This window comes from Novosphingobium sp. TCA1 (assembly GCF_009811895.1).
Taxonomy (GTDB): domain Bacteria; phylum Pseudomonadota; class Alphaproteobacteria; order Sphingomonadales; family Sphingomonadaceae; genus Novosphingobium; species Novosphingobium panipatense_A.
In genome coordinates, this window is record NZ_BLJH01000001.1 from 501,315 (window position 1) to 525,160 (window position 23,846).

24 protein-coding genes are annotated in these 23,846 nt (G+C 64.2%); 15 read left to right on the top strand and 9 right to left on the bottom strand.

The features are described from left to right. The first annotated feature begins 78 nt into the window (after positions 1-78). Together NTCA1_RS02385 and NTCA1_RS02390 are read left to right on the top strand one after the other, a co-directional pair. Positions 79-729, top strand: a complete 651-nt coding sequence (locus NTCA1_RS02385; protein WP_086490348.1) for a S24 family peptidase — start codon at positions 79-81, stop codon at positions 727-729. A 78-nt stretch (positions 730-807) separates the two neighbouring features. Then, positions 808-1,509: an MBL fold metallo-hydrolase gene (locus NTCA1_RS02390; RefSeq protein ID WP_305080991.1), complete on the top strand. Its 702-nt coding sequence runs from the start codon at positions 808-810 to the stop codon at positions 1,507-1,509. Between the two features lie 76 nt (positions 1,510-1,585). Here NTCA1_RS02390 and NTCA1_RS02395 read toward each other — a convergent pair whose 3' ends face one another. Then, positions 1,586-1,978, bottom strand: a complete 393-nt coding sequence (locus tag NTCA1_RS02395) for an MAPEG family protein (RefSeq protein ID WP_086490346.1) — start codon at positions 1,976-1,978, stop codon at positions 1,586-1,588. 167 nt (positions 1,979-2,145) lie between these two features. Between NTCA1_RS02395 and rpmF the strand changes: the two genes are divergently transcribed. From rpmF to NTCA1_RS02420, 5 genes are all read left to right on the top strand, one after another. Next, the gene (gene rpmF, locus NTCA1_RS02400) at positions 2,146-2,325 is read left to right on the top strand and encodes a 50S ribosomal protein L32 (RefSeq protein WP_031342399.1); all 180 of its coding nucleotides are present in this window, start codon (positions 2,146-2,148) and stop codon (positions 2,323-2,325) included. Between the two features lie 27 nt (positions 2,326-2,352). Then, the gene (gene plsX / locus NTCA1_RS02405; RefSeq protein ID WP_159827887.1) at positions 2,353-3,414 is read left to right on the top strand and encodes a phosphate acyltransferase PlsX; all 1,062 of its coding nucleotides are present in this window, start codon (positions 2,353-2,355) and stop codon (positions 3,412-3,414) included. Next, complete coding sequence (locus NTCA1_RS02410; protein ID WP_159827889.1) at positions 3,414-4,382, top strand: beta-ketoacyl-ACP synthase III; 969 nt, start codon at positions 3,414-3,416, stop codon at positions 4,380-4,382. The genes plsX and NTCA1_RS02410 overlap by 1 nt, the downstream gene beginning before the upstream one ends. Positions 4,383-4,496: 114 nt before the next feature. After that, positions 4,497-4,790, top strand: coding sequence for an integration host factor subunit alpha (locus tag NTCA1_RS02415; RefSeq protein ID WP_086490343.1), 294 nt, complete (start codon positions 4,497-4,499; stop codon positions 4,788-4,790). Between the two features lie 40 nt (positions 4,791-4,830). Beyond that, positions 4,831-5,295: a MerR family transcriptional regulator gene (locus NTCA1_RS02420; protein WP_159827891.1), complete on the top strand. Its 465-nt coding sequence runs from the start codon at positions 4,831-4,833 to the stop codon at positions 5,293-5,295. A gap of 31 nt (positions 5,296-5,326) precedes the next feature. On the opposite strand, the gene NTCA1_RS02425 is transcribed toward NTCA1_RS02420, so the two are convergent. Next, entirely contained in the window at positions 5,327-5,872 is a 546-nt protein-coding gene (locus tag NTCA1_RS02425; RefSeq protein WP_086490341.1) for a histidine phosphatase family protein, read from the bottom strand. Between the two features lie 36 nt (positions 5,873-5,908). Beyond that, the gene (locus NTCA1_RS02430) at positions 5,909-8,653 is read right to left on the bottom strand and encodes an ATP-dependent DNA helicase (protein WP_159827893.1); all 2,745 of its coding nucleotides are present in this window, start codon (positions 8,651-8,653) and stop codon (positions 5,909-5,911) included. Between the two features lie 166 nt (positions 8,654-8,819). Here NTCA1_RS02430 and NTCA1_RS02435 point away from each other — a divergent pair, with 166 nt between their 5' ends. From NTCA1_RS02435 to NTCA1_RS02450, 4 genes are all read left to right on the top strand, one after another. Continuing rightward, entirely contained in the window at positions 8,820-9,560 is a 741-nt protein-coding gene (locus tag NTCA1_RS02435) for a PadR family transcriptional regulator (protein WP_236549050.1), read from the top strand. Next, on the top strand, positions 9,557-9,850 hold the full coding sequence (locus NTCA1_RS02440; protein ID WP_159827895.1) for a DUF2218 domain-containing protein: 294 nt from the start codon (positions 9,557-9,559) through the stop codon (positions 9,848-9,850). Before NTCA1_RS02435 ends, NTCA1_RS02440 begins: the two co-directional genes overlap by 4 nt. A gap of 110 nt (positions 9,851-9,960) precedes the next feature. Then, positions 9,961-11,562, top strand: coding sequence for a lysine--tRNA ligase (locus tag NTCA1_RS02445; RefSeq protein ID WP_159827897.1), 1,602 nt, complete (start codon positions 9,961-9,963; stop codon positions 11,560-11,562). Positions 11,563-11,579: 17 nt separating this feature from the next. After that, positions 11,580-12,110: a DUF1003 domain-containing protein gene (locus tag NTCA1_RS02450; protein WP_086490337.1), complete on the top strand. Its 531-nt coding sequence runs from the start codon at positions 11,580-11,582 to the stop codon at positions 12,108-12,110. Here NTCA1_RS02450 and NTCA1_RS02455 read toward each other — a convergent pair. The 3 genes from NTCA1_RS02455 to ettA form a co-directional block, all read right to left on the bottom strand. Then, on the bottom strand, positions 12,107-12,736 hold the full coding sequence (locus NTCA1_RS02455; RefSeq protein ID WP_236549051.1) for a 2OG-Fe(II) oxygenase: 630 nt from the start codon (positions 12,734-12,736) through the stop codon (positions 12,107-12,109). The genes NTCA1_RS02450 and NTCA1_RS02455 overlap by 4 nt on opposite strands. Positions 12,737-13,059: 323 nt before the next feature. Continuing rightward, on the bottom strand, positions 13,060-14,112 hold the full coding sequence (locus NTCA1_RS02460; RefSeq protein WP_236549052.1) for an RcnB family protein: 1,053 nt from the start codon (positions 14,110-14,112) through the stop codon (positions 13,060-13,062). Between the two features lie 200 nt (positions 14,113-14,312). Then, positions 14,313-15,986, bottom strand: a complete 1,674-nt coding sequence (gene ettA, locus NTCA1_RS02465; protein ID WP_159827903.1) for an energy-dependent translational throttle protein EttA — start codon at positions 15,984-15,986, stop codon at positions 14,313-14,315. Positions 15,987-16,242: 256 nt separating this feature from the next. On the opposite strand from ettA, the gene NTCA1_RS02470 reads away from it, so the two are divergent. Both NTCA1_RS02470 and NTCA1_RS02475 read left to right on the top strand, forming a co-directional pair. Then, positions 16,243-16,482, top strand: a complete 240-nt coding sequence (locus NTCA1_RS02470) for a hypothetical protein (protein ID WP_159827906.1) — start codon at positions 16,243-16,245, stop codon at positions 16,480-16,482. Between the two features lie 102 nt (positions 16,483-16,584). After that, positions 16,585-17,973, top strand: coding sequence for a M28 family peptidase (locus tag NTCA1_RS02475; protein ID WP_159827909.1), 1,389 nt, complete (start codon positions 16,585-16,587; stop codon positions 17,971-17,973). 63 nt (positions 17,974-18,036) lie between these two features. Here the strand turns inward: NTCA1_RS02475 and NTCA1_RS02480 are convergent, their stop codons facing one another. From NTCA1_RS02480 to NTCA1_RS02490, 3 genes are all read right to left on the bottom strand, one after another. Continuing rightward, positions 18,037-18,930: a CoA ester lyase gene (locus NTCA1_RS02480; RefSeq protein ID WP_159827911.1), complete on the bottom strand. Its 894-nt coding sequence runs from the start codon at positions 18,928-18,930 to the stop codon at positions 18,037-18,039. A 297-nt stretch (positions 18,931-19,227) separates the two neighbouring features. Next, complete coding sequence (locus tag NTCA1_RS02485) at positions 19,228-20,157, bottom strand: SDR family NAD(P)-dependent oxidoreductase (RefSeq protein ID WP_236549053.1); 930 nt, start codon at positions 20,155-20,157, stop codon at positions 19,228-19,230. A 28-nt stretch (positions 20,158-20,185) separates the two neighbouring features. Beyond that, on the bottom strand, positions 20,186-20,845 hold the full coding sequence (locus tag NTCA1_RS02490; RefSeq protein ID WP_159827913.1) for a TetR/AcrR family transcriptional regulator: 660 nt from the start codon (positions 20,843-20,845) through the stop codon (positions 20,186-20,188). 132 nt (positions 20,846-20,977) lie between these two features. Between NTCA1_RS02490 and NTCA1_RS02495 the strand changes: the two genes are divergently transcribed. Continuing rightward, complete coding sequence (locus tag NTCA1_RS02495) at positions 20,978-22,339, top strand: hypothetical protein (protein ID WP_159827915.1); 1,362 nt, start codon at positions 20,978-20,980, stop codon at positions 22,337-22,339. Further along, positions 22,336-23,754, top strand: a complete 1,419-nt coding sequence (locus NTCA1_RS02500) for an acyl-CoA reductase (protein ID WP_159827917.1) — start codon at positions 22,336-22,338, stop codon at positions 23,752-23,754. Before NTCA1_RS02495 ends, NTCA1_RS02500 begins: the two co-directional genes overlap by 4 nt. Positions 23,755-23,846 lie beyond the last annotated feature (92 nt).

Here is a 23,846-nt window from a genome sequence, read left to right on the forward strand (position 1 = left end):
GAATCGCGATTCGTGTTCCCATTATGTTCCCATTGAAAGTGGCTTGTCCAGGAAATTTCCTACGCGTAGGATTACATTATGGAAAACGCCGAGATCCGCCGCCGCCTGCTCGAATTGGCCGAGGAACGAGGAACGAGTCTGTCCTCGCTGTCTCGTATGATCGGTAAAAACACCACGTATCTTCAGCAGTTTATAAGAAAGGGAAGCCCCAGGAGATTGGAAGAGGGTGACCGCGGCGTGCTGGCGCGGTTCTTCGGTGTGGACGAATCGGAATTCGGCAAAATTAAGGAAAAATCCTACGATACCGGCAAAAATTCCTACGCTGGAGATTGGGTCGATGTTCCGCGACTGGCGGTGGGAGCGTCGGCGGGGCCGGGGGCCTTGCCGGATGGTGAGGAGGTTTTTGGCACGATCCGTTTCTCGCCGCGCTGGCTGCGCTCCATGGGACTGAAGCCGGAAATGCTCTCGGCAATTCTCGTCAGTGGCGATTCGATGGAGCCGGTCCTGCGTGACGGCGACGAGATCCTGGTCGACCGTGACTGGCGGCCTCTGCGCGACGGCATCCATGTCGTCCGGCTCGACGACACGGTACTCGTCAAGCGGCTGGAGTCGGGACGGGCAGGGCGTATCGCGCTGCTGAGCGACAACCCGGTCTATCGCCCCATAGAATGCGGACTGGAAGAGATAGAAGTGATCGGCCGTGTCGTGTGGAAGGGCGGCAGAATTTAAGGGCCCTATTTAAGGGCTCTATCTGACCGCTGAGGCGCATAGTTGCATTCCTCGGGGCTTGCGGCCATTTCCGCAGCCATGACCGAGACCAGCCAGCAGCCTCAGGAACAGGCGCAGCAGCCGATGCGTGTGGGCATCATACCCGTCACCCCGCTTCAGCAGAACTGCTCGCTTATATGGTGTGCCAGAACCATGCGCGGCGCTTTCGTGGATCCGGGCGGAGACCTTCCCAAGCTGCGCCAGGCGCTGGAGAAGACCGGCGTCACGCTGGAGAAGATCCTCGTCACCCATGGTCATCTCGACCATTGCGGTCTCGCCGGGGTCTTCGCCGAGGAAATGGGCGTGCCGATCGAAGGGCCTCAGAAAGAGGACAGCTTCTGGATCGACAAGCTCGATGACGACGGGCCGCGCTGGAACATGGAGGCGCACAGTTTCGAACCCAGTCGCTGGCTCAAGGATGGCGACACGGTGACGGTGGGCGAACTGGAGCTGGATGTCGTGCATTGCCCGGGGCACACGCCGGGCCATATCGTGTTCCACCATGCGCCGAGCAAGTTCGCGATGGTGGGCGATGTGCTGTTCAAGGGCGGGATCGGCCGCTGGGACTTTCCGCGCGGCAATCTGGAAGACCTTGTCGATTCGATCACCCGCAAGCTCTGGCCGCTGGGTGACGATGTGACTTTCGTTCCGGGGCACGGCCCCATCAGTACCTTCGGGGACGAGCGGCGGAGCAATCCTTATGTCGGCGATGCGGCGCTGGAGCGCGGCCTGCCGGGTTGAACGTGCCGGAGATCGAGGCGCAAGCGGAAAAGGGCGGTGCGGGAGCGCCGCCCTTTTCGATTCTCAGGCTTCGATCTCAGAAGCGGCCCAGTGCGATCAGCACGGCAATCGCCGAAAGGCCGAGCAGGGTGAGCACGGTTATGAGCACGCCGATCATCCGCAGCGGATTGGGGCGGTCGATATCCATGCCCAGCGCATGGGAGACGCGGCCCAGCATGAACAGGGAACCGACTATCGCCAGCCAGGGGCCGCCCTTGCCCGTCATTTCGATGGCGGCGGCCAGGATCAGCACGAAGGGCGTGCTCTCGACGAAATTGAGCTGGGCGCGCATGCGGCGTGCCAGCGGATCGTGGCCGCCGTCACCGAAGAGCACCTTTTCGCGCATGCGCAGCTGGCCGATACGCGCTATATGCCAGAAGGTGATAACGCCGGCCGCCGCCGCAAGGCACAGTGTCGTCTGCAGAATCATGGATCGATTTCCCCCTAGGTGGATTTTCCCATAGTTGCTGCGGGGAGGAACGGGTTGCAACTCCCGAGAAATCGGTTATAGGCGCGCCTTCGCAAAGCCGCCGGTCCGCGAATACGGTTTCCGGCGGCCTTTTTGACAATAATCCAGTTTCAGGAACAGGTGCCGAAATGGCTGTCCCTAAAAGAAAGACCACCCCCTCCCGCCGTGGCATGCGTCGTAGCCATGACGCGCTGAAGGTTGAGGCTTTCCATGAATGCCCCAACTGCGGCGAGCTGAAGCGCCCCCACAACCTCTGCAACGCTTGCGGCCACTACAACGGTCGTGAGATCGTCGCGGTCGAAGTCTAAGACCAAGACGATTTTCGGAGGTTGCCCATGAGTCTGCCGCGTATCGCTGTCGATGCGATGGGCGGCGACGAGGGCGTGCGCGTCATGATTGAAGGCGCTGCTCTCGCGCGCCGTCGTCATGATCGCTTCAAGTTCCTGTTGGTCGGTGATGAGCCGCGGATCAAGGCCGCGCTCGAAAAGCACCCGAATCTCAGGGCAAGTTCCGAAATCCTTCATACTGAAGGCGTCATCAGTGGCGAGGACAAGCCTAGCCAGGCCTTGCGCAGGGCTAAGAGTACCTCGATGGGGCTCGCTATCGAGGCGGTGAAGGCGGGTGACGCCGGAGCCGCCGTCAGTGCCGGCAATACCGGTGCGCTGATGGCGATTTCCAAGCTTGCGCTGCGCACGATGCCCGGCATCGATCGCCCGGCGCTGGCCGCTCTGCTGCCGACTCTGGAAGACCATGACCTGGTCATGCTCGACCTTGGCGCCAATGCCGAGTGCGATGCGCGCAATCTCGTGCAGTTCGCGATCATGGGCGCTGCCTATGCCCGCGTTGCCACGGGGCGCGATCAGCCGCGCGTGCGCCTGCTCAATATCGGCACCGAGGAAACCAAGGGCACCGAAATGCTGCGCGATGCAGCGGCGATGCTCAAGGCTTCCGCTTCGGACCTGTCGATGTCCTTCGACGGTTTCACCGAGGCCGACAAGCTGGGCCACGGCGACATGGATGTCGTCGTTACCGACGGATTCTCGGGCAATGTCGCGCTCAAGGCCGTGGAAGGTACCGCGCGCTTCGTGGCCGACCTGCTGCGGCGCGGATTTTCCAGCTCGCTGCGTTCGAAGATCGGTTTCCTGATCTCGAAGCCGGCGACCGAGCTGCTCAAGCATCATCTCGATCCCAACAATCATAACGGCGCGGTTTTCCTGGGTCTCAACGGTATTGTGGTGAAAAGCCATGGCGGTGCGAATGCCGCAGGCGTCGCCAATGCCGTCGCGGTTACCGCGCGCCTCCTGGAGGAAAACGTGACCGAGCGGATCTCTGCCGACCTCGCCCGCCTGGGCGGGACTTCCCTGCGCAAGCCCAAGGTCCAGGAAGAGAGCGCCTGATGATTCGTTCGGTTATCGTCGGCACGGGTTCGGCCCTGCCGCGCCGCGCGGTCAGCAACGCCGAACTCGCAGAGCGCGTTGACACCAGCGACGAATGGATCGTCGAACGGACGGGCATTTCCAACCGCCACATCGCCGCGCCTGACGAAACGACGTCCAGCCTGGCCACGGATGCCGCGCGCAAGGCCATCGAGGCCGCCGGTTTCGACGTCGCCTCGATCGACCTGATCGTGCTGGCCACGGCCACGCCGGACCAGACCTTCCCGGCCACGGCCACGATCGTGCAGAACAATCTCGGTTGCCGGGGCGGAATCGCGTTCGACGTTGCCGCGGTCTGCTCGGGCTTTCTCTACGCGGTGGGGGTTGCCGATTCGATGTTGCGTTCCGGCATGGCCAAACGCGCGCTGGTGATCGGCTCCGAAACGTTCAGCCGCATTCTCGATTGGGAAGACCGCACGACGTGCGTGCTGTTCGGAGACGGCGCCGGTGCGATCGTCCTCGAAGCGCAGGAGCAGGGTGACGAGGCGCCGCGCGGTGTGCTCGCCACGCGCCTCCATGCCGATGGCGCACATAACCAGCTGCTGTTCGTGGACGGTGGCCCCTCGACCACCGGCACGGTCGGCAAGCTGCGCATGAAAGGCCGCGAAGTGTTCCGCCACGCAGTGGTGAATCTGGCGGAAGTTCTTGGCGAAGTCCTTGAAGAGACGGGACATTCCGCAGCGGATATTGATTGGCTGGTGCCGCATCAGGCCAATGCCCGCATTCTCGATGCCACGGCCCGCAAGCTCAATCTGCCGGCCGAAAAGGTGATCATGACGGTAGGCCAGCACGCCAATACTTCGGCTGCCTCGGTGCCTCTGGCACTGGACGTCGCGGTTCGCGATGGCCGAATTCGGCAGGGCGATCTGGTGGTCCTGGAGGCCATGGGCGGCGGCTTCACCTGGGGCGCAAGCGTCGTTCGCATGTGATCCGGTGCCCCGATGTGGGGCATGGGCTGAACTGATGCGGGGGAGCATTGCTTTTCCCGCATTTTTTCATAATATTGTTCGGGGGGATTGTCTCACGGAGGGGATGCGGGACTTATGCGCTCCACGGACACATTGACGAGGGCCGAAATCGCTGAAGCCATCCACAGGAAGCTTGGACTGTCCAGGTCCGAGTCGCTTGCGATGGTCGAAGCTATATTGCAGCATATGTCTGAGGCCCTCTCGGAGGGCGAGAATGTCAAGATTTCCGGGTTCGGCACGTTCCTGCTTCGCGACAAGGGCGAGCGGATCGGGCGCAATCCGAAAACCGGGGTGGAAGTGCCGATCACACCACGCCGGGTCATGACGTTCCGAGCCAGTCAGATGCTGAAGGATCGGATTGTCGACTGATCCGGGTTCGGCATCAGGCGGTAATACGGAGAATCCTTTAATGACTGCCAGCGACCAGAGCCGTTCGGGTGAGATTGCCGCTAGCGGTGGGGCTAACGGTAAGCTCCCCGCGGCGGGTATCTTCAACGACGGCAAGGCGCACGATGCGCTGCGCACCATCGGTGAGATCACCAAGGCGCTCGGCATTCGCCAGCATGTGCTGCGCTATTGGGAGGAGCAGTTTCCTGCGCTCCAGCCGATCAAGCGTAGTGGCAATCGGCGTTACTATCGCCCGGAAGATGTCGCGCTGATCGTTCAGATCGACCGCCTGGTCAATCGGGAAGGCTATACCTTGCGCGGCGCGCGCATGGCGCTTGAGAGCGGGGAGCCGGATCTGTCCGTCGCGGTCGCGCAGCCCGATTCTTCGTCGCCTGATTCCTCGCCCGTAGAGGCATTGTCGAACCATGTGTTCGAGGAATTGAGCCGCATTCGGGATCGTCTGGCCAGGGCTCTGGCCGCGGCCTGATCGAGCGGGGCTGCCGCGCCGGTTCGGCGCGTCAATCCAGCGGGTGCGGGCCGAGTTCGGGGTCGAGGTCGCGGGGGCGCGTCAGGTGTACCAGTCGCCCGGAGCCTTCGGAAAGCTGGTCCCAGGAGTCGATATCCAGCTCCACGACGGCGTAGGCGGCGGTGGGGAACTTCTCCTCCACGACATCCCGCATGGGGCTGCTGCCGTCATCGGGCACCAGGTCGAAGATCAGGTCTTCCAATCCAGGGTTGTGACCCACCAGCATGATGGAAGGCGGATCCCCGGCCTGCTCGCGAAGAAGGTCAAGGAGCGTGGCGGAACTGGCCAGATAGATCCTGCGATCCCAGATTACGGGCGGAATTTCGCCTGCCGCTTCCCCCGCCAGCTCGATGGTCTGGGTGACGCGAACAGCGGGTGAGGCGAGGACGCGCTTCCAGCCCACGGCGTGATCGCGAATATGCAGGCCCATCAGCGCGGCGCCCTTGCGGCCACGCTTGTTCAGCGGGCGATCGAAGTCGCGCAGGCGGGCATCGTGCCAGTCCGATTTGGCGTGTCTGAAGATTCCGAGGGTTTTCATCGCGGCTTTCGGTTTCTGGAAATTCTGGAAATCAGTTCAATTGGGCGGCTGCTCCGAGCCCTGTTCCGATGGATGGGCAGGCGCGCCTTGTTTCGCGGTTTCCTCTGAAACATTCCAGGCCACGCGATGCAAGGCTTCCTCCAGCGAAATGCGAAGAACCGGCGTGCCTGGCGGGAAGGCGCTGAGCAGGCGCGAGGGAAAGGCGGAGGAAAGCACCACGAAATGCCCGCGGTCTCCCCGGCTGCGGATCAGGCGGCCGAAAGCCTGGGCCAGCTTGGCGCGGATCAGGCCGTCGTCGTAGACGGAGCCGCCGCCTGCCAGTCGCCGCGCGCGATGCAGGATCGTGGGGCGTGGCCAGGGAACCTGCTCCATGATCACCAGGCGCAGCGATTCGCCGGGCACGTCCACCCCGTCGCGCAAGGCATCGGTGCCGAGCAGGGAGGCGGCGGGATCGTCGCGGAAGATATCGACCAGGGTGCCCGTGTCGATCGGATCGACATGCTGGGCATAGAGCGGAAGTCCGGCGCGCGCGAGGCGGTCGGCAATCCGGCCGTAGACCGCGCGCAGGCGGCGGATCGCGGTGAAGAGCCCAAGAACGCCGCCGCCCGCCGATTCGATCAGCCGGGCATAGGCCCCGGCCAGTGCGGGGATATCGCCGCGCGGGATGTCGTTGACGATCAGGACCTCGGCCTGGGATGCGTAGTCGAACGGGCTGAGGTGCTCGGACAGGCGCGGCGCCACATCGATATGCCCGGCGCCGGAACGGGCAATCGCCTTTTCCCAGCTCTCGCCGTCGCGTAGCGTGGCGGACGTCATGACCACGCCGTGCGCCGGTTCCAGCACCGTGCTGGCGAAGGGCTTCATCGGATCGAGCCAATGACGGTGGATGCCGACGTCGTATTCGCGCGCTTCCGAACGGTCGAGCGCGAGCCAGTCGACGAATTCCGGGTCGGCCGGGCCATTGAGGCGGCCGAGCATCGATTCCCAGGCCAGCAGTAGGTCCACTCGCCAGCCGAGCGACTGGCGCGCCCCTTCGATTCGGGCGCGGCCCTGTCCGTCCAGCCAGTCCGGCGCATCTTCCAGCAGCGCTTCGAGGCGCAGGCCCAGACGCACCAGGGGCTGCCGCAAGTCGCCAAGGGCTTCGCGGGCGGCCTCGGTCACTTCCGCGAAGGATCCTTCGAGCCCGGCCGCTTCGGTCTCCAGGCCATAACCGGCTTCCTGCCCTCCGCTTTCGTCGCGGGCGTAGACGGTGGCGCGCACGGCGGCGAGCAGTTCCTCGATCGGGCCGGACGGTTCGCCTTCGGTCAGGCGCTGCATCCAGCCGTCGCCGGGGAGCGCCTCGGCGGCAGTGCGCGCGGCCTCGATGGCCTTCGCGCCTGCTTCGTCATAACTGGCGACATCGGCAAGGCGGGCGGAAAGGCCCCGGCGCCGCCCGCGTGAGGCTTTTTCGGGGCCGATCACCCAGCGGCGCAGTTCGATCGCCTCGGTGCCGGTGAGGGCGGCGGCGAATGTCGAATCGGCGGCGTCGAAGACGTGGTGGCCCTCGTCGAAGACGATGCGCGTGGGGCGCGCGGCATGGTCGCGGCCGCGCGCGGCGTTGATCATGACTAGCGCATGATTGCCGATCACCAGATCCGCGCCGGCACTGGCGCGTGCCGCCCGCTCGATGAAGCATTTGCGGTAATGCGGGCAGCCCGCATAGACGCATTCGCCGCGCCGGTCGGTCAGGGCGGTGATGCCGCGCTGGCGGAACAGGGTGCCGAGCCAGCCCGGCAGATCGCCGCCGATCATGTCGCCGTCCTGCGTATAGGCGGCCCAGCGCGCGACGAGCTGGGCGAGAATCGCGGCCCTTCCGGCGAACCCGCCTTGCAGCGCGTCCTCCAGATTGAGCAGGCAGAGATAGTTCTCGCGCCCCTTGCGCACGACCACGGGCCGGGTGCCGTCCGCGCGTCGTTCCGGCCAGGCGCGGCGGCTTTCCTTGCGAAGCTGGCGTTGCAGCGCTTTCGTATACGTCGAAACCCAGGTCGTGCCGCCCGACTGCTCGCTCCACAGCGAGGCGGGGGCGAGGTAGCCCAGGGTCTTGCCGATTCCCGTCCCGGCCTGTGCAAGCAGGACATGCGGGCGCCCTGAAGACTGGCGCGGCGCGAAGGCGGCGGCGGCCTCGGCGGCATAGGCCTGCTGGGTGGGGCGCTGCTCGGCATCGCTGCCGGTCAGGCGGGCAAGGCGTTGCAGCACTTCGTCCCGTTCCAGCGTGACTTGCCGGGGCTGCGGCATTTCGGCGCTTTCCTCCCATTCGGGCAGGCGCGTGAAGAGCCAACGCTCGGCGCGTTCGGGGCGGGCGATGCGGGGTGCGAGCAGCGTGACCCAGGGCCAGCGCATGCGGGTAAGCGATTGCAGCGCCGTCCACGCGCCTTCGCGTTCCGGCCAGGCAGGGCTTTCGCAAATCTCGAGCAAGGCCCCGGCAGCCTCCTGCAGCAGGCGGGGCACGTCCGCGTCGTCCTTCGGCTCTTCCAGGTCCAGCGCATGGGCAAGGCCCTTGGGCGTGGGCACCACGAAGCGGGCGGGATGGATGAAAGCGTAGAGTTCCAGCAGGTCCAGGCCGGAAAGATCGGGATAGCCGAGCCGCGTTGCGACCAGCGGCGCATTGATGATCAGCAGCGGCGTGTCGGCTGCGGACATGACCGCTTCGCCTTTGGAAACCGGGCGGGTCGTTCCCGTTCCGTCGCGCATCCAGGCGCCGCCATGGCTGGCGTGAAGGGCGGGAAGGGGCAGGGCGGCCATGGCGCACGTCTTAGGCAAGGCGAGGACAAAAGGGAAACCATGGAGCGAGCGAGACGGTCGAAAACCGCCCCGTCCCACAAAAAATACATCAAGATACATTTTAGGATCTTGCGAAAATGCGTTTTAGATATATCTTGAGTCCATCATGAAGACAGAGAGACATGTAATGAGAAATGGAAAACATGGGCGCCGTCCCGAGATGGGCGGGCGCGAAATGGATCACCACGAGGTCCGCTGTGGTCGTCGCCATGCCGCACATGCGATGCGCGGACGGGGCGGCTTCGGAATGGGCCGTGGCCCGTTCGGCCGCGACGGCGAAGGCTTCGATGGTTTCGGCGAGGGCTTTCCGGGCGGCCGGGGCCGTGGTCGCGGCGGCCGGGGTGAAGGCTTCGGTGGCGGTTTCGGGGGCTTCGGAGGCGGGCGTCCAGGCGGCGGCCGGCGCAAGCGGCTGTTCGATCAGGCGGAGCTTCAGGTCCTGCTGCTCGCGCTGATCGTCGAGGCCCCGCGCCATGGCTATGATCTCATCCGCGAGATCGAGACGCTTTCGGGCGGCGACTATGCCCCCAGTCCGGGTGTCGTCTATCCGGCCCTGACCTATATGGAAGAAGCGGGTCTGATCGCGCCGGCCAGCGAGGAAGCATCGCGCAAGTCCTATCAGGCAACCGAACAGGGCCGCGCGCAAGCCCGGGCCGATGCCGAGAAGGCAATCTCGCTCAAGGCCCGTCTGGCAGCGCTTGCCGAAGCGCGTGAGAAGGTGGACCCTGCGCCGGTACGGCGGGCGATGCATGCGCTGAAGATCGCGATGTTCGACCGTCTCTCGAAGGACGGCGCCGATCGCGAGATCATTCTCCAGATCGCCGATGCGATCGACGAGGCCACCCGCAAGATCGAAAGGATCGAGGGATGAACAGGATTGCCGCACGCGTCGCCACTCCGAACGGCGGCAAGTACGTCCGCCAGCTGTGCAAGCACTGGAGCCACAAGCTCCAGACCGAAGTGGACGGCGATACCGGCACGGTGACGTTTCCGGCCGCCGTCGCCACCATGGCGGCCGACGGGTACGGCATCTCCATCACCATTGTCGGAGAGGATCGCGGTGCCGTGGAGGGCCTGACCGATGTGGTGGCCCGCCATATCGATCGCTTCGCCTTCCGCGAGGCGCCTCTGGCCTACGACTGGCAGTGGCAGGAGGGTTGACCCCACCTATCCCGGCGTGAAGGCGGGATGATGAAGCAGAGGGCGGCGTTTCGGGGGGATCCTATTGCTTCGCCCTTGCGAAATGCGCGCTTTTCGCCAAAGAGCGCAGGATGACTGAACAAGCCCTGATCGAAGCCGCACGCGTGTCCAAGGCCTGGCCCTTCCAGGAGGCCCAGAAGCTGCTCAAGCGTTTCCCGAACGGTAAACCTAGTGGAGAGCCGGTGCTGTTCGAGACGGGCTATGGTCCCTCGGGCCTGCCGCATATCGGCACCTTCCAGGAAGTGCTGCGCACCACGCTGGTGCGCCGCGCTTACGAAGCGCTGACCGGCGGCGCGCCGACGCGTCTCGTGGCCTTCTCCGATGACATGGACGGCCTGCGCAAGGTGCCGGACAATATTCCGGGTGCCGAAGTGCTGGCCGCCAACCTCGGCAAGCCGCTCAGCCGCATTCCCGATCCTTTCGGTACGCATGAAAGCTTCGCACATCACAACAATGCGATGCTGCGCGACTTTCTCGACCGTTTCGGCTTCGACTACGAATTCGTCTCGGCCAGCGATCGCTACAACTCGGGCGCATTCGATGCCGCGCTGACGCGCGTGCTGGAATGCAACCAGGGCATTCTCGACATCATGCTGCCGACGCTGCGCGAGGAGCGCCGCAAGACCTATTCGCCGATCCTGCCGGTCTCGCCCAGCAGCGGCGTGGTGCTGCAGGTTCCGGTCGAAGTGATCGATCCGGCCACCGGCATGGTCCGCTTCACCGATGAGGACGGCTCGGTCATCGAACAGTCGGTATTCGGCGGCAAGGCCAAGCTGCAGTGGAAGGTCGACTGGGCGATGCGCTGGTATGCGCTGGGCGTCGATTACGAGATGTGCGGCAAGGACCTTACCGACTCGGTCACCCAGTCGGGCAAGATCGTGCAGGTGCTGGGCGGCCGGAAGCCGGAAGGGCTGATCTACGAACTGTTCCTTGACGAGAATGGCGAGAAGATCTCCAAGTCCAAGGGCAATGGCCTGACCATCGAACAGTGGCTGACTTACGGCACGGAGGAATCGCTCGGTTTCTACCTGTTCCGCGAGCCGAAGAGCGCCAAGCAGCTTCACGTCGGCGTGATCCCCAAGGCGGTCGACGAATACTGGCAGTTCCGCGGCAATCTGGCCGATCAGGCGGTCGACAAGCAGCTCGGCAATCCGGTCTGGCACCTGCTGCGCGCCAGCGGAACGGGAGAGGGCGCGGGCGATACCGTGCCGGTCACGTTCTCGCTGCTGCTCAACCTCGTCGGCGTGCTGGGCGCGGATGCGACGGCGGAACAGGTCTGGTCCTACCTCGGCAACTATATCGAGGATGCCCGTCCCGAAGCGCACCCCGAACTGGGCGAGATGGTCCGCGCCGCGCTGGCTACCAACCGCGACTTCATCGCGCCGACCCTCAAGCGCCGTGCGCCGACCGCGAACGAGGCCGAGGCGCTCAAGGTGCTGGATGCCGAGCTGGAAAAGCTGGGCGGCGAAGCGACCGCCGAAAACCTCCAGAACGCCGTGTACGAGATCGGCAAGAACGAGGCCTATGGCTTCGAAAGCCTGCGCGATTGGTTCAAGGCGCTTTACGAAACGCTGCTGGGGTCGCCGCAAGGGCCGCGCATGGGCAGCTTCATCGCCCTTTACGGCGTGCCCGAAACGCGCAAATTGATCGCGGAGGCCCTTTCGGCCACCTGAGGCCGGAGCACGCCTGAATGCGCAAGAACCCGCGAACGCCCGAGGAACTCGCCGAAGAACTCCTCGGGCGCAAGCTGGAAGAACTCGATCCCGAGGATCGCCGCGTGCTCGCCCGGCTGGCGGCAGGTACGCTGGTCGGCCCCGATGCCGACGAACTGGCCGCGATGCACGCCACGCGCGGCGACCACATAGCCGATAGGGTCGCGGCGATCGGCGGCAGTTGGGGCTTCATCATCGGCTTTGCCGTGGTGTTGTTTTCCTGGATGCTGCTCAATTCTGGCCTGCTTCAGGCGCTGGGTTTCAAGGCCTTCGACGCCTATCCCTATATCTTCCTGAACCTGATGCTCTCGATGCTGGCGGCGATCCAGGCGCCTGTCATCATGATGAGCCAGAACCGGCAGTCCGACAAGGACCGCATCACCGCCCGGCACGACTACGAAGTGAACTTGCGGACCCAGCTGGAGATCATCCGCCTGCACCGCCGCTTCGATCACCTCATGGAATATCTCGACACGCGTCGCTCGGTTCAGGACGGCGAGGAAAGCTAAGACGGTTCCTGCCGCCACGGGCGCGCACGGAACCACTTGGTCACGACATATTTGACGCCGCTTATCACCGGACGGGCCGCGTGCATGGTCAGGTGGTTGGGCGTGCCGTCCGCGAATGCGTTGTTCCAGATCAGCAGCGATCCCGCCGCCGGTTCGATGTCCAGCCCGAGGTGGACGAAATCGGTGGTCCCCCCTTGTTCGACGGCGTTCAGGTAGATCATCGCCGTCCAGCTGCGCTGGCCGCCGTTGCGGTTTTCCTGCCGCCAATAGGGGGCCTGGGTGTCGAACCAGTCGCAGTGCTCATGATAGTACTCGCCCGGATGATATCGCTGGCCCTGCATGGACTCGCAGTGCTGGGAATCGATTCCGGTGACCTTGCACAATTGCGCGTCGATCGATCGGACGATGCTGTCGCGCGGATTGATGTCGCCCGAGAAGCTTGTGCGATACCCCTCCCAATCCTTCTCCTCGACCAGGCGGGACGGGCAGGCGACATCGTCGATCAGGGTGATGAGATGACGGCACTGCGCATCGCCCAGGAAAGCCGGAGCGAGGTAGAGTTCCGCGCCTTCCACCGGGACGCGGGAAAAAGCGGCGTCCTCCGCCAGTCGGCTGCGTACGGACATGCCGATCCGGGCAAGGGAGTGGCAGTCGGGATGGGCGGGTCTCGGCATCTCCCGGGAAGACTAGCCATGCGTCCCGGGGGATCAATCGGCGCAGCCCACGAAACTGTGGCTGACTTCGAAGCGATCGTTTGAAAATCCGCCGCAGGCGGATTTTGGCGGCACCAGCCCCCAAGATTTCTCAGGCGCCTCCACCCTACCACCCGCCAGGATACTATTGTTGGGTGGTAGGGTGGAGGCGCGGGCTGGTGCCGCTCTAAAATGCCTTTCAGGCATTTTCAAATAAACACCCCCGGACCGCAGGGATCCGGGGGTTCGCATCAATTCTACCAGAAGAAATCGTAGATCACGTCCACGACTTCGCCGGAGTAGACGTCCACCAGCAGCACGTCGTCATAGTAGCGGACCCAGCGATAGGGGCCGTAGACCGGCGGCAGGCGATATTGCCAGGGATCGTTGATCCAGTAGTTGCTGCCGTAGAACAGCGACCCCAGCGAGAAGCCGATGCTGAGCCGGCGATAGGCATAGCCGCGATAGGGCGCGTAGTAGCCGCCCATCCGGTAGATGGAGCGGTTGCGATCGCGATAGTGCTGCCAGTCGTAGCGGTTGTCGCGGCGCCAGTCGTTACGGTCCCAGCGCCGGTTGTCGTTTCCGCTCCACCGGCGGTCGTCATCGCGGCGGTCCTTGCCCCAGGCGTTGCGGTCAGGGCGGTCAGGGCGATTGTCGTTGTTGTTCCAGCGGCGGTCGTCGTCACGGCGATCCTTGCCCCAGGCATTGCGATCCGGGCGATCGGCGCGGTCGTTGCGATTGTCGTCGTTGCGCCAGTTCGGGCTGCCGTCGGGGCGATTGTCCGGCCTGCTTCCGGCGTTCCAGCGGCGGTCTCCATCGCGGCGGTCATCGTTGCCGCGCGCGCCTTGCCAGCCGCCGGGCGTGGAGCCCTGCCAACGATTGCCGGACTTCCAGGAAGGCTGGCTCTGGGGCTGGCCGGGCGCGCGATCGGGCCGCTGGGGCTGGGCGGCCTGAGGCGGACGGGCATTGCTCCAGGCGTTGGTGCGCTGGGGGCGGTCCTGTACCGGGCGGGGCTGCTGTACCTGCTGGCGCTGCTCACCGCCGCGCCACGCGGATTGCGCGCGCTGCGGCGCCTGCGGACGCGGCACGTCGGGGCGCGCTTGAGGACGCATCCATTGCGGCTGCGGGGCAGGGCGATAGGCCCCACCGTTTCCGCCGCGTCGCTCTCCGCCGCTGCGGTCCTCGCCGCGCGCACGCTCCTGGCGGGGCTCGGCCATCGCGCTGGTCGGAACGGCAAGTCCGGCAAGGGCCATCGCCATTGCGCTGAGGGACAGGAGCGCTTTCGCCTGCAGATTATGTTCCTTCTTCATTTTTCCGGTCTCCAAACCGGATTTGCCGCCCGGCGATGACGGTTCATCCTAAGAACACCCTTAGGGGAAAACCACTGTCGGAATGGTGAACCATGCTGATGCCATTCGTTCAGGTTAGACTTTGTGAAAATGAATGAAGCCGCCGCCCCGGGCAGGGCGGCGGCTTCCATTTCAGTCGGCTTTACGGCCGGGCGTGACGATCAGCGCGTCAGCTTCTTGTAGGCCAGACGGGTCGGACGATCGGCCGCATCGCCCAGGCGGCGGCGCTTGTCTTCTTCGTAAGCCTCGAAGTTGCCTTCGAACCATTCGACGTGGCTGTTGCCCTCGAAGGCCAGGATGTGCGTGGCCAGACGGTCAAGGAAGAAGCGGTCGTGGCTGATGACCACGGCGCAGCCCGCGAAGTTCTCGATGGCTTCTTCCAGCGCGCCCAGCGTTTCCACGTCGAGGTCGTTGGTCGGTTCGTCGAGCAGGAGGACGTTGCCACCCTCCTTCAGCATCTTGGCCATGTGGACGCGGTTGCGCTCACCGCCCGAAAGCTTGCCGACGTTCTTCTGCTGGTCGGCGCCCTTGAAGTTGAACGCGCCGACATAGGCGCGGGTCGACATGTCGTGGCCGTTGACCTTCATGTAGTCGAGGCCGTCCGACACTTCTTCCCAGACGTTCTTCTTGGGATCGAGGTGGTCGCGGCTCTGGTCCACGAAGCCGAGGTGTACGGTCGAGCCGATCTCGATCGTGCCGCTGTCGGGCTGTTCCTTGCCGGTGAGCATCTTGAACAGCGTGGACTTGCCGGCGCCGTTCGGGCCGATCACGCCGACGATGCCGCCCGGCGGGAGGATGAATGAGAGGTCCTCGAACAGCAGCTTGTCGCCGAACGCCTTCGAGATGCCCTTCACCTCGATAACCTTGCCGCCCAGACGCTCAGGCACCTGGATGACGATCTGCGCCTTGCCGGGCTTGCGGCCGGCCTGGGCTTCCTGAAGCTGTTCGAACTTGCGGATACGCGCCTTCGACTTGGTCTGGCGGGCGGCGGGGGTCTGCCGCATCCACTCCAGCTCGTCCTTGAGCGCCTTCTGGCGGCCGGATTCCTCGCGGTCCTCCTGCTCCATGCGCTTGGCCTTCTTCTCGAGGTAGGTCGAGTAGTTGCCTTCGTAGGGGAAGTACTTTCCGCGGTCGAGTTCGAGGATCCAGTCCACCACGTGGTCGAGGAAGTAACGGTCGTGGGTGATCATCAGCACCGCGCCCGCGTATTCCTTGAGGTGGTTCTCCAGCCATTCGACGGATTCGGCATCGAGGTGGTTGGTCGGTTCGTCGAGCAGCAGGATCGACGGCTTCTGGATCAGCAGGCGGGTAAGGGCCACGCGGCGCTTTTCACCGCCCGAGAGCTTGTCGACCGGCCAGTCGCCCGGCGGGCAGCGCAGCGCTTCCATCGCGATTTCGAGCTGGTTGTCGAGCGTCCAGCCATCGACGGCGTCGATCTTGTCCTGCAGTTCGGCCATCTCGGCGCCGAGCGCGTCGAAGTCGGCGTCTTCCTCGCCCATCTCCATGCCGATGGCGTTGAAGCGCTCGACCATGTCGGCCGTTTCGCGCGCGCCGTCCTTGACGTTTTCGAGCACGGTCTTGGTCGGATCGAGTTCCGGTTCCTGCTCCAGATAGCCGACGGTGATGTTCTCACCCGCCCAGGCTTCGCCGGTGTAGTCAGTGTCGATGCCGGCCATGATCTTGATCAGGGTCGACTTGCCGGCGCCGTTGGGGCCGACGATGCCGATCTTGGCACCCTGGTAGAATTGCAGGTTGATGTCGTTCAGCACCGGCTTGGGCGCGCCGGTGAAGGTCTTGGTCATGCCCTTCATGACGAAGGCGTATTGGGCAGCCATCGGTTTCCTCTGGAAATAGGATCTGGATCGGAAAAGTTGCCGCTCGCTCTACAGGCGTGGGGGCCGGTTGCCAAGGGCAGGGGCCCGGTCAAGCGGCAAGGTGGCACCTTTGCGTGGCGTAGCGGATCCGCACCGGCGCATTGGGTGCTCTGCGCGTACCTGCCGGGCGGGGCGAAAATCTAACGGTGAAAAATACTTGATTGCCTCGGCGCGCGCGGGCAGGGCCACTCGCCCTTGAAAGTTGATGGAGAAGAAAATGCAGAAAATTCTGCAAGTTGTGACCGTTGTCGTGGTGGCCGGACTGGTGATGTTCGGCGGGCGTTGGTACATGTACGTTGCGCAAAGCGACACGCCTTACGATGAAGTGGGCATCGCGCTGAACGGCTATGCGCCGGGTCCCCTGCGTACTTGGGGCTGCAACAAGATGAAGGAACGGTTCTCCAATCAGCTTCCGCCTTATGGCTGTGCTTCGGCAGACGGTCGCAGCTGGAACTGATCGAGCTAGGAACCATCCGAAGGGGCCATCCCGGTTGGCCCCTTCGTTCACAGACGAGATGGACCGGTTGGCAGGAGCGACGGAGCGGGTTAGGCATCTGTCATGCAACGCAGATTCTCCCGCGCGGCGCTTCTCGCCGCCTCTCCGCTCTTGGCCTCCGCTTCCCTGCTCGCAACACCTGCGGCGGCTGCCCCGACCGAAGGTTCGGGTGTCGCCTGGGAGATCGTGGAAGGCCTGACCACCGAGATCGGTCCCCGTCTTGCCGGATCGCCGCAGGAAGGGCAGGCGCGCGCCTGGGCAGAAGAGAGGCTCAAGGCGCTCGGCTTTCAGGACGTCAAGATCGAGCCGTTCAAGACTCTCGCCTGGGCACGGGGAGAGGAGAGCGCCCGCTTGACCGCCCCTTACACGCAGCCCCTGGCGATCGCCGCGCTCGGCCTTTCGGTGCCGACCCCGACCAACGGCATTCAGGCCCAGCTCGTCTATTTCCCGACCCTCGATGCCTTGCGTGACGCCCCGGAAGGCTCACTCAAGGGCAAGGTCGCTTTTGTGGATCACGCCATGCGCGCTGCGCAGGACGGTTCGGGTTACGGCCCCTATGGCGACGTCCGCCGCCGCGGACCCTCGATCGCCTCCCAGAAGGGCGCTGCCGCCATCGTCATCCGCTCGGCCGGTACCGACAGCCATCGCAACCCGCATACCGGCGTGACCGTTTTCGCGCAGGGCGTGAAGCCGATCCCGGCAGGCGCGGTGTCGAATCCTGATGCCGACCTGATCGGTCGTATCGCCAGGCGCGGCAAGTCGATGCAGATCGACCTCACCATGCTCGGCAAGCCACTCCCCGATGCGCCTTCGGGCAACGTGATCGCCGACCTGCCGGGGCGTGATCCTTCGCTGCCGAAGATCGTGCTCGCCTGCCATCTCGATTCCTGGGATCTGGGGACGGGCGCGGTCGACGACGCCTCGGGCTGTGCCATCGTCACCGCCGCGGCGCTCGCCGCGCAGAAGGACGGCAAGACCTTGCGCACAATCCGCGTGCTCTGGGCCGGAAACGAGGAAATGGGCGTCACTGGCGGCGGCAGCAAGGCCTATGCCGAGATGCACGGCAACGAACCCCATGCCGTGGCGATGGAAAGCGATTTCGGCGCCGACAAGGTCTGGCAGCTTCGCCTGACGCTTGCCGAAAGCAACAAGGCCATGGGCGAGAAGATCAAGACGGCCCTCTGGCCGATGGGCATCGTCCATCACGACGGCGCAGCCACCGGCGGCGCCGATGTCTCGGGCATCATCGCCAAGCAGGAACTGGCGGTGGTCGATCTCGGGCAGGACGGCATGCACTATTTCGACCTGCACCACACCCCCGACGACACGCTGGACAAGGTCGATCCGGCTGCGCTTCAGCAGAATGTCGATGCCTGGACGGCCGTGCTCAAGGTGATCGCCAACGAGCCCGGCGAGATCGCCCGCGTGCCCGGATCGAAGGGTGAAGGCTGATACCGGAGAAGGTCCGGGCATAATTCCCGGGCCTTCCTACCGCTCGTAGATTATTGCCCGAACTTATTGAATACCTTCGATCCTCCGGGCGACCTCCAGCAGCCGCCGAGCCTGCTCCAGGTGGAGCAGCTCGGTCATCCTGCCGTCCACCCGGATAGCGCCCTTGCCCTGATTCTCGGGCAGACCGAAAGCCTCGATCACCGATTGCGCCCATGCAAGATCGGCTTCGCCCGGCGAGAATACGGTGTTGCAGGGCTCGATCTGCGCCGGGTGGATCAGGCTCTTGCCGTCGAAGCCGAACAGGAGGCCCTGCCGCGCTTCAGCCTCGAACAGTTCGAGGTCGCGGAATTCGTTGCAGACGCCGTCGAGTATTGCGATGCCGTTGGCCCGCGCAGCGGCGACGGACATGGCCAGGAACGGCTGGAAGGGCGTGCGGCAGGGCGTAAGCTGGGCGCGCATTTCCTTGGCGAGATCGTTGATCCCCATGATCCAGAGCGACAGCCGCGTAGTGCGGGCCATCGCGGCGACCGCGGGCAGGTTGCCGACGATCCCGCAAGTCTCGATCATCGCCCATAGCTGCATCTGCGGATGCGCGCCGGAGAGGGCATCATGGTAGCGCGCGATGTCTTCGGGCGCGTTGACCTTGGGAACCAGCACCGCGTCGGCTCGCGCACCGGCGATGGCGGCAAGATCGGCCGCGCCCCATTCGGTGTCGAGGCCATTGGCCCGGATCGCCACTTCGCGGTGTCCGAAGCCGCCCTCGGCAATCGCTGCCACTGCTGCCGCACGCGCCGCTTCCTTGGCTTCCGGGGCGACGGCATCTTCAAGATCCAGCACGACCATGTCGCAAGGCAGGGTGCGGGCCTTGGCAATGGCCTTGGGATTCGAAGCGGGGAGGTAGAGCGCGCTGCGACGCGGGCGAAGGGCAAGGTCGGCGGCATTCAGGGGCGCGGGCATGAGTGGGTTCCTCTCGATTGCGAGAGGAATTGCGGAACCGGAGCGGCAAGGTCAAGGCCGCTACGAACCTGCCGATGGCGCAAAAAAATCGCGCTCGGTGTTCCTACAGGGCTGTCGGGTAGTGCAATCGTTTTAAAATTCATGTAGCAGCGCGCCGTCGTAATCGGTCGTTCTCCTCCTCCTCGACCGATGTGCCGGGCCGGAACTTTTCGGCTCGCGCTGCGATAGCCCTTTACGGGTCGCACGCCGTTCCGCGACCGCTCCGCAAAAGGAGCGGCGCGGAACGGTTTTTTCGTATCAGGCGGTTTCGAGGATTTCCGCCAGAATACGGTCGCTTTCGCGCCACAGCTTTTCGGCTTCGAGGTAATCCAGCGCCTGCGGAGCCGGTTCTTCCTCGGCCAGGTCGTGGAAATAGCACCCGCCTTTGCCGCCCAGTCCGGGATCGGTCGCAAGCCAGACGATCGTGCGCGCGGGCTGCTCCGGCGCGGCACAGGCATTGGCGGCCATGTAGGCCTGCATGGTTTCGTCACCATGGCTTGCGAAGTTGGAATCGACCCGGCCGGGATGCATGGCCAGTGCGACGATACCTCTGTCCGAGAGGCGGCGATGCAATTCGAGCGTGAAAAGCAGGTTTGCGAGCTTGGCCTGGCAGTAGGCCGCATTTGCATCGAAGGCGGTCTTCATCATCAGGTCGTACCAGCGCATTCCAGGCCAGATCCTGTGAGCGCTGGACGATACGGCGATCACGCGCACCATACCCGGCGCTGCGGTTCCGGCGGCACGTTCGAGCAGCGGCCGAAGTTCCCGGGTCAGCAGGAAAGGCGCAAGGTGATTGGCGGCGAAAGTCGCTTCCAGACCTTCGGAAGTTCGATAGCAGCCGTCGCGAATGCCGCCAGCGTTGTTGACGAGGACATGGACGTCATCGGTGAGGGCCTGGACGTCCTTCGCGACGCGCAGGACTTCGCGCATTTCGGAAAAGTCGCCGCGCAGAAAGTCGATGCGTGCCGGCCCGGAAGCCGAACTGCGGATCTCCGCCTCGGCTTCATGGCAGCGTCCGGTGTCCCGTCCGGTGCCGATGACGTGCCAGCCCATGTGCGCAAACGCCATGGCAGCAGCCTTGCCGATCCCGGAACTGGCACCCGTGACGACGACGCAGCGTCGACCCGGATCGCCCCTTGAGAGGTTTTCATGATCCGGTGCGGATCGATCGGCAGGTTGCGGCATCATTCTGTTCTCTCCCTTCAGGCAAGCCCGGTCAGCGTGGTTCCGCGCCCTTGAGAAACAGCCTCACGGCGAAGCGGACCCTGCGGTCCACATCCTGTGCCGGAAGCTCATTCCCCGAAATCAGGAAACGTACGGGGGCGCTGACGACCATGCTCATGAAGACGTTGGCCGACAGCATGGCGTCCTCGATGGCGAGATGCCCGGCCCGTGTCTCGTCTTCCAGGATCCCGGCAAGGAACCGTACCGTGGGCAGGGCCGCGACCTCGTAATAGGTCTGGAAGATGTCCGGGAAACGGTAGGCCTCGGTGTTGATGAGGCGCTGCAGCTTCACGCCTTCCGGCGTCCCGGCGAGCTCTATGCGCAGCATCGCGATGTTTATGAGGGTCTGTTCCAGGGTTTCCGCGCGCGTGGCCGTGATCGTTTCCGGGGATGCGGCGCGCCGTTCGGTTCCTCGTCGCACCGCGGCGCGAAACAGCGACGCCTTGTCGGGATAGCGGGCATAGACGGTGCGCTTGGTCATGCTGACCTCCGCCGCAAGCGCCTCGATCGTCGTCGGCTCGAACCCTTTTTCGAGAAAATGGATGAAGGCGCAGTCGAGCAGCTGCGCATGGCGCGCATCGGCTTGCTCGCGCGTGGGCCTTCCTGCGCGGATCGGTGCAGGTGTTTCGATGGAGGCGCGTTTCTCGGTCATGACCTCATTCGACCCGATCGGGCTTGTGCTGCCAAGAGGATCGTGAATAATGAAACGCATTGGATGCCATTAATCGAGTCGCGACGATCTGTCCATTGCAGACCGGTCGAGCGGCAGAACGGGAGAGAACGAATGGGTAAATCTGCCGAGAAACTCATGGCGCTCGTAGCCGATCCGCAGCGTTTCAGTTTCAGCGCGGAGGAACTGCGCGAAACGCAGGTCGCCGCGCTCGACGAGCGGTTTCAGGAGCGCAAGGACCGCATCAAGCTGCTGCGCCTGCGCGCCCGCGATGCCGGGATCGAGAAGATCGAATCCATCGCGGACGTGGTGCCGCTGCTGTTTCCGCACACCGCTTACAAGTCGTACCCCGAGAGCTTCCTGATGGAAGAGCGGTGGGACAAGCTGACCAAGTGGCTCGGCACGATCTCGCCCTATCCGATCGAAGGGCTGAACCTCGAAAGTGTCGAAGGAATCGACGACTGGATCGAGCGGCTGGCGGCGCTGGGCCACTTCATTTCCTGCTCCAGCGGTACCACCGGCAAGTCGGCCATGCTGATCGCCTCGCAGAGGGACATGGACTGGTCGAAGATCGATACGGTCAACGTCTTTGCCTGGGGTTCGGGCGTGGTTCCGGCGCAGGACCGGGTGATCGTGGGCTGCGCGCCGGTCGCCACCGTGCCCAAGAACGCCACCATCGCGCAGGCGCAGTATGAGGCGTTTGCCGATCCTTCGGCGCCGCGTTGGCACTATCCGGTGCCGCCGATCACGGTGGGCTCACTCACCGCGATGGTGGTCATGCGCAAGAAGATCGCAGAGGGCACCGCGCGGCCCGATGAGATCGCCGCTTTCGAGGAAACCTCCGCCGCACGGGCCAAGGCCGTGGCCGATGCGATCCCGGCGACGGCCCAGTTCATCATCGAGAACCGCCATCGCAAGCTTCAGCTTTCGGGCCTGTGGAGCGGGCTGTGGCAGGTGGCCAAGGCCGTGCGCGATGCCGGGTATGACCGCGCGGACTTCGATCCCGACAACTCGATCTATGTCGGCGGCGGGTTGAAGCGCGCGCAACTTCCTGATGATTATCAGGAGTATGTATTCGATACCTTCAACATTCCCGAAGATCGTCATTTCCAGAATTATTCGATGCAGGAACTGAATTCGGGCATGCCCAAGTGCCGCGAGGGCGGGCGCTATCACGTGCCGCCGTGGATCGTACCGGTGTTGCTCGACAAGTCGGGCGACGCTGCAGTGGAGGGGGCTCTCGACCACACTTCAGGTGAAATGGAAGGTCGCGCCGCGTTCTTCGATCTCTCGCTCGACGGGCGTTGGGGCGGGGTGATTACCGGTGACCGGATTTCGCTCGATTACGGTCCGTGCAAGTGTGGAAACCACGGCCCTTCGATCCGTGACAACATCGTGCGCTACGCGGATCTGGAAGGTGACGACAAGATTGGCTGTGCCGGCACGGTCGACGCTTATGTGCGAGGTGTAGCATGAACTTCGTAACGCAACATACTGAAACAGCGGAACTTGTTTCGGCTCCGTTCTTCCTGCGCGGTCAGGTGCTGCATGGCACCGACGTGATCCAGAAGTCGCGCGACCTTGGCGTGACTTTCGCGACACCCAGGATACCTTTCGACCGCGCGGTGCCGCCCCGCACCGAAGTGCCACCGCTCCTTAATGTGCCGCTGGCGGAGATCGTCGATTTCCTGGTCGAAACCGGCCAGCGTCTCACCGCCTCCGACAACGACCATATGCAGGAATGCATCGAGCGGATGTGCCGCACGCATATCCTGCCGCGCGCCGTTGTAGAGAACACCGCGCGCCACGCCGCCGCCTATCTCGACAAGCGCGTGCTCATGGCGGAAGTGGAGCAGAACTTCCCCGATCCCCGCGCGCTCGACGAATGGGTGCCGAAGCAGGACTTCACGGGTCGCAAGAGCTTCGTGCGCGCTTTTGCGCCGCGCCTGATCCACGTGCTGCCGGGCAATTCGCCGGGCGTGGCCGTGAAGTCGGTAGCGCAGGGTTCGATGGTAAAGGGCATAAACCTGTTCAAGATGAGCAGTGCCGATCCTTTCACCATGGTCGCGATCCTGCGGACCATGGCGGATATCGATGCGAACCATCCAATCGTGCGCTCGATGTCGGCCGTCTACTGGCGCGGCGGCGACGACGCGACCGAGCGCGTGCTCTATCGCCCGCAGTATTTCGACAAGATCGTGGCCTGGGGCGGCGGCGATGCGATCAACAACGTTATCAAATATTTGGGTCCGGGATTTCAGCTCGTTTCCTTCGATCCCAAGACCTCGATCTCGTTTGTGGGGAGCGAGGCGCTGGTGAACGAAGCGACCGTGGACCGCGTGGCCGATCTCTGCTCGGCTGACGTCATGACGCTGAACCAGGAGGCCTGCGTCGCCAGCCGCTTCCAGTTCGTGGAAGGCAGCGAGGAGGAAGTGGACCGCTTCTGCGCCCGCCTGCACCACCACATCGCCCGCCGCGCGGCCGAAAGTGGGGACTTCCGCCCGCTCGACCGCGACATGCGGGAGGCGGTCGATACGATGATGCTGATGGACGACGACTATGGCGTCTGGGGTCGGACCGACGGCAAGGGGCTGGTCATCCGTTCCGAGGAGCCGGTCGATTTCCATCCGATCAACAAGACGGCCAATGTCGTGCGGGTGGACAGCCTCGACGAAGCCGTGAAGTGGATCAATGTCGCCACCCAGACGGTGGGCTTCTATCCCTTCGACCGCATGGCCGACTATCGCGACCGGCTGGCGGCTGGCGGTGCCCAGCGCGTGGTTCATCTGGGAGAGGCGGGGCCTTCAACCATCGGCAACCCGCACGATGCGATGTATCCGCTTCACCGCTTCGTTCACTGGATGGCGCACGAGGACGGCAAGCCGGAATGAGCCCCTCATATCGCCCGCGCGGATAGCGGGGTGCATAGCTTGTCTGCCTCGCCGCTTGCGTTAGTCAAAAGGTCAAATCGCGGCGGCGGGGC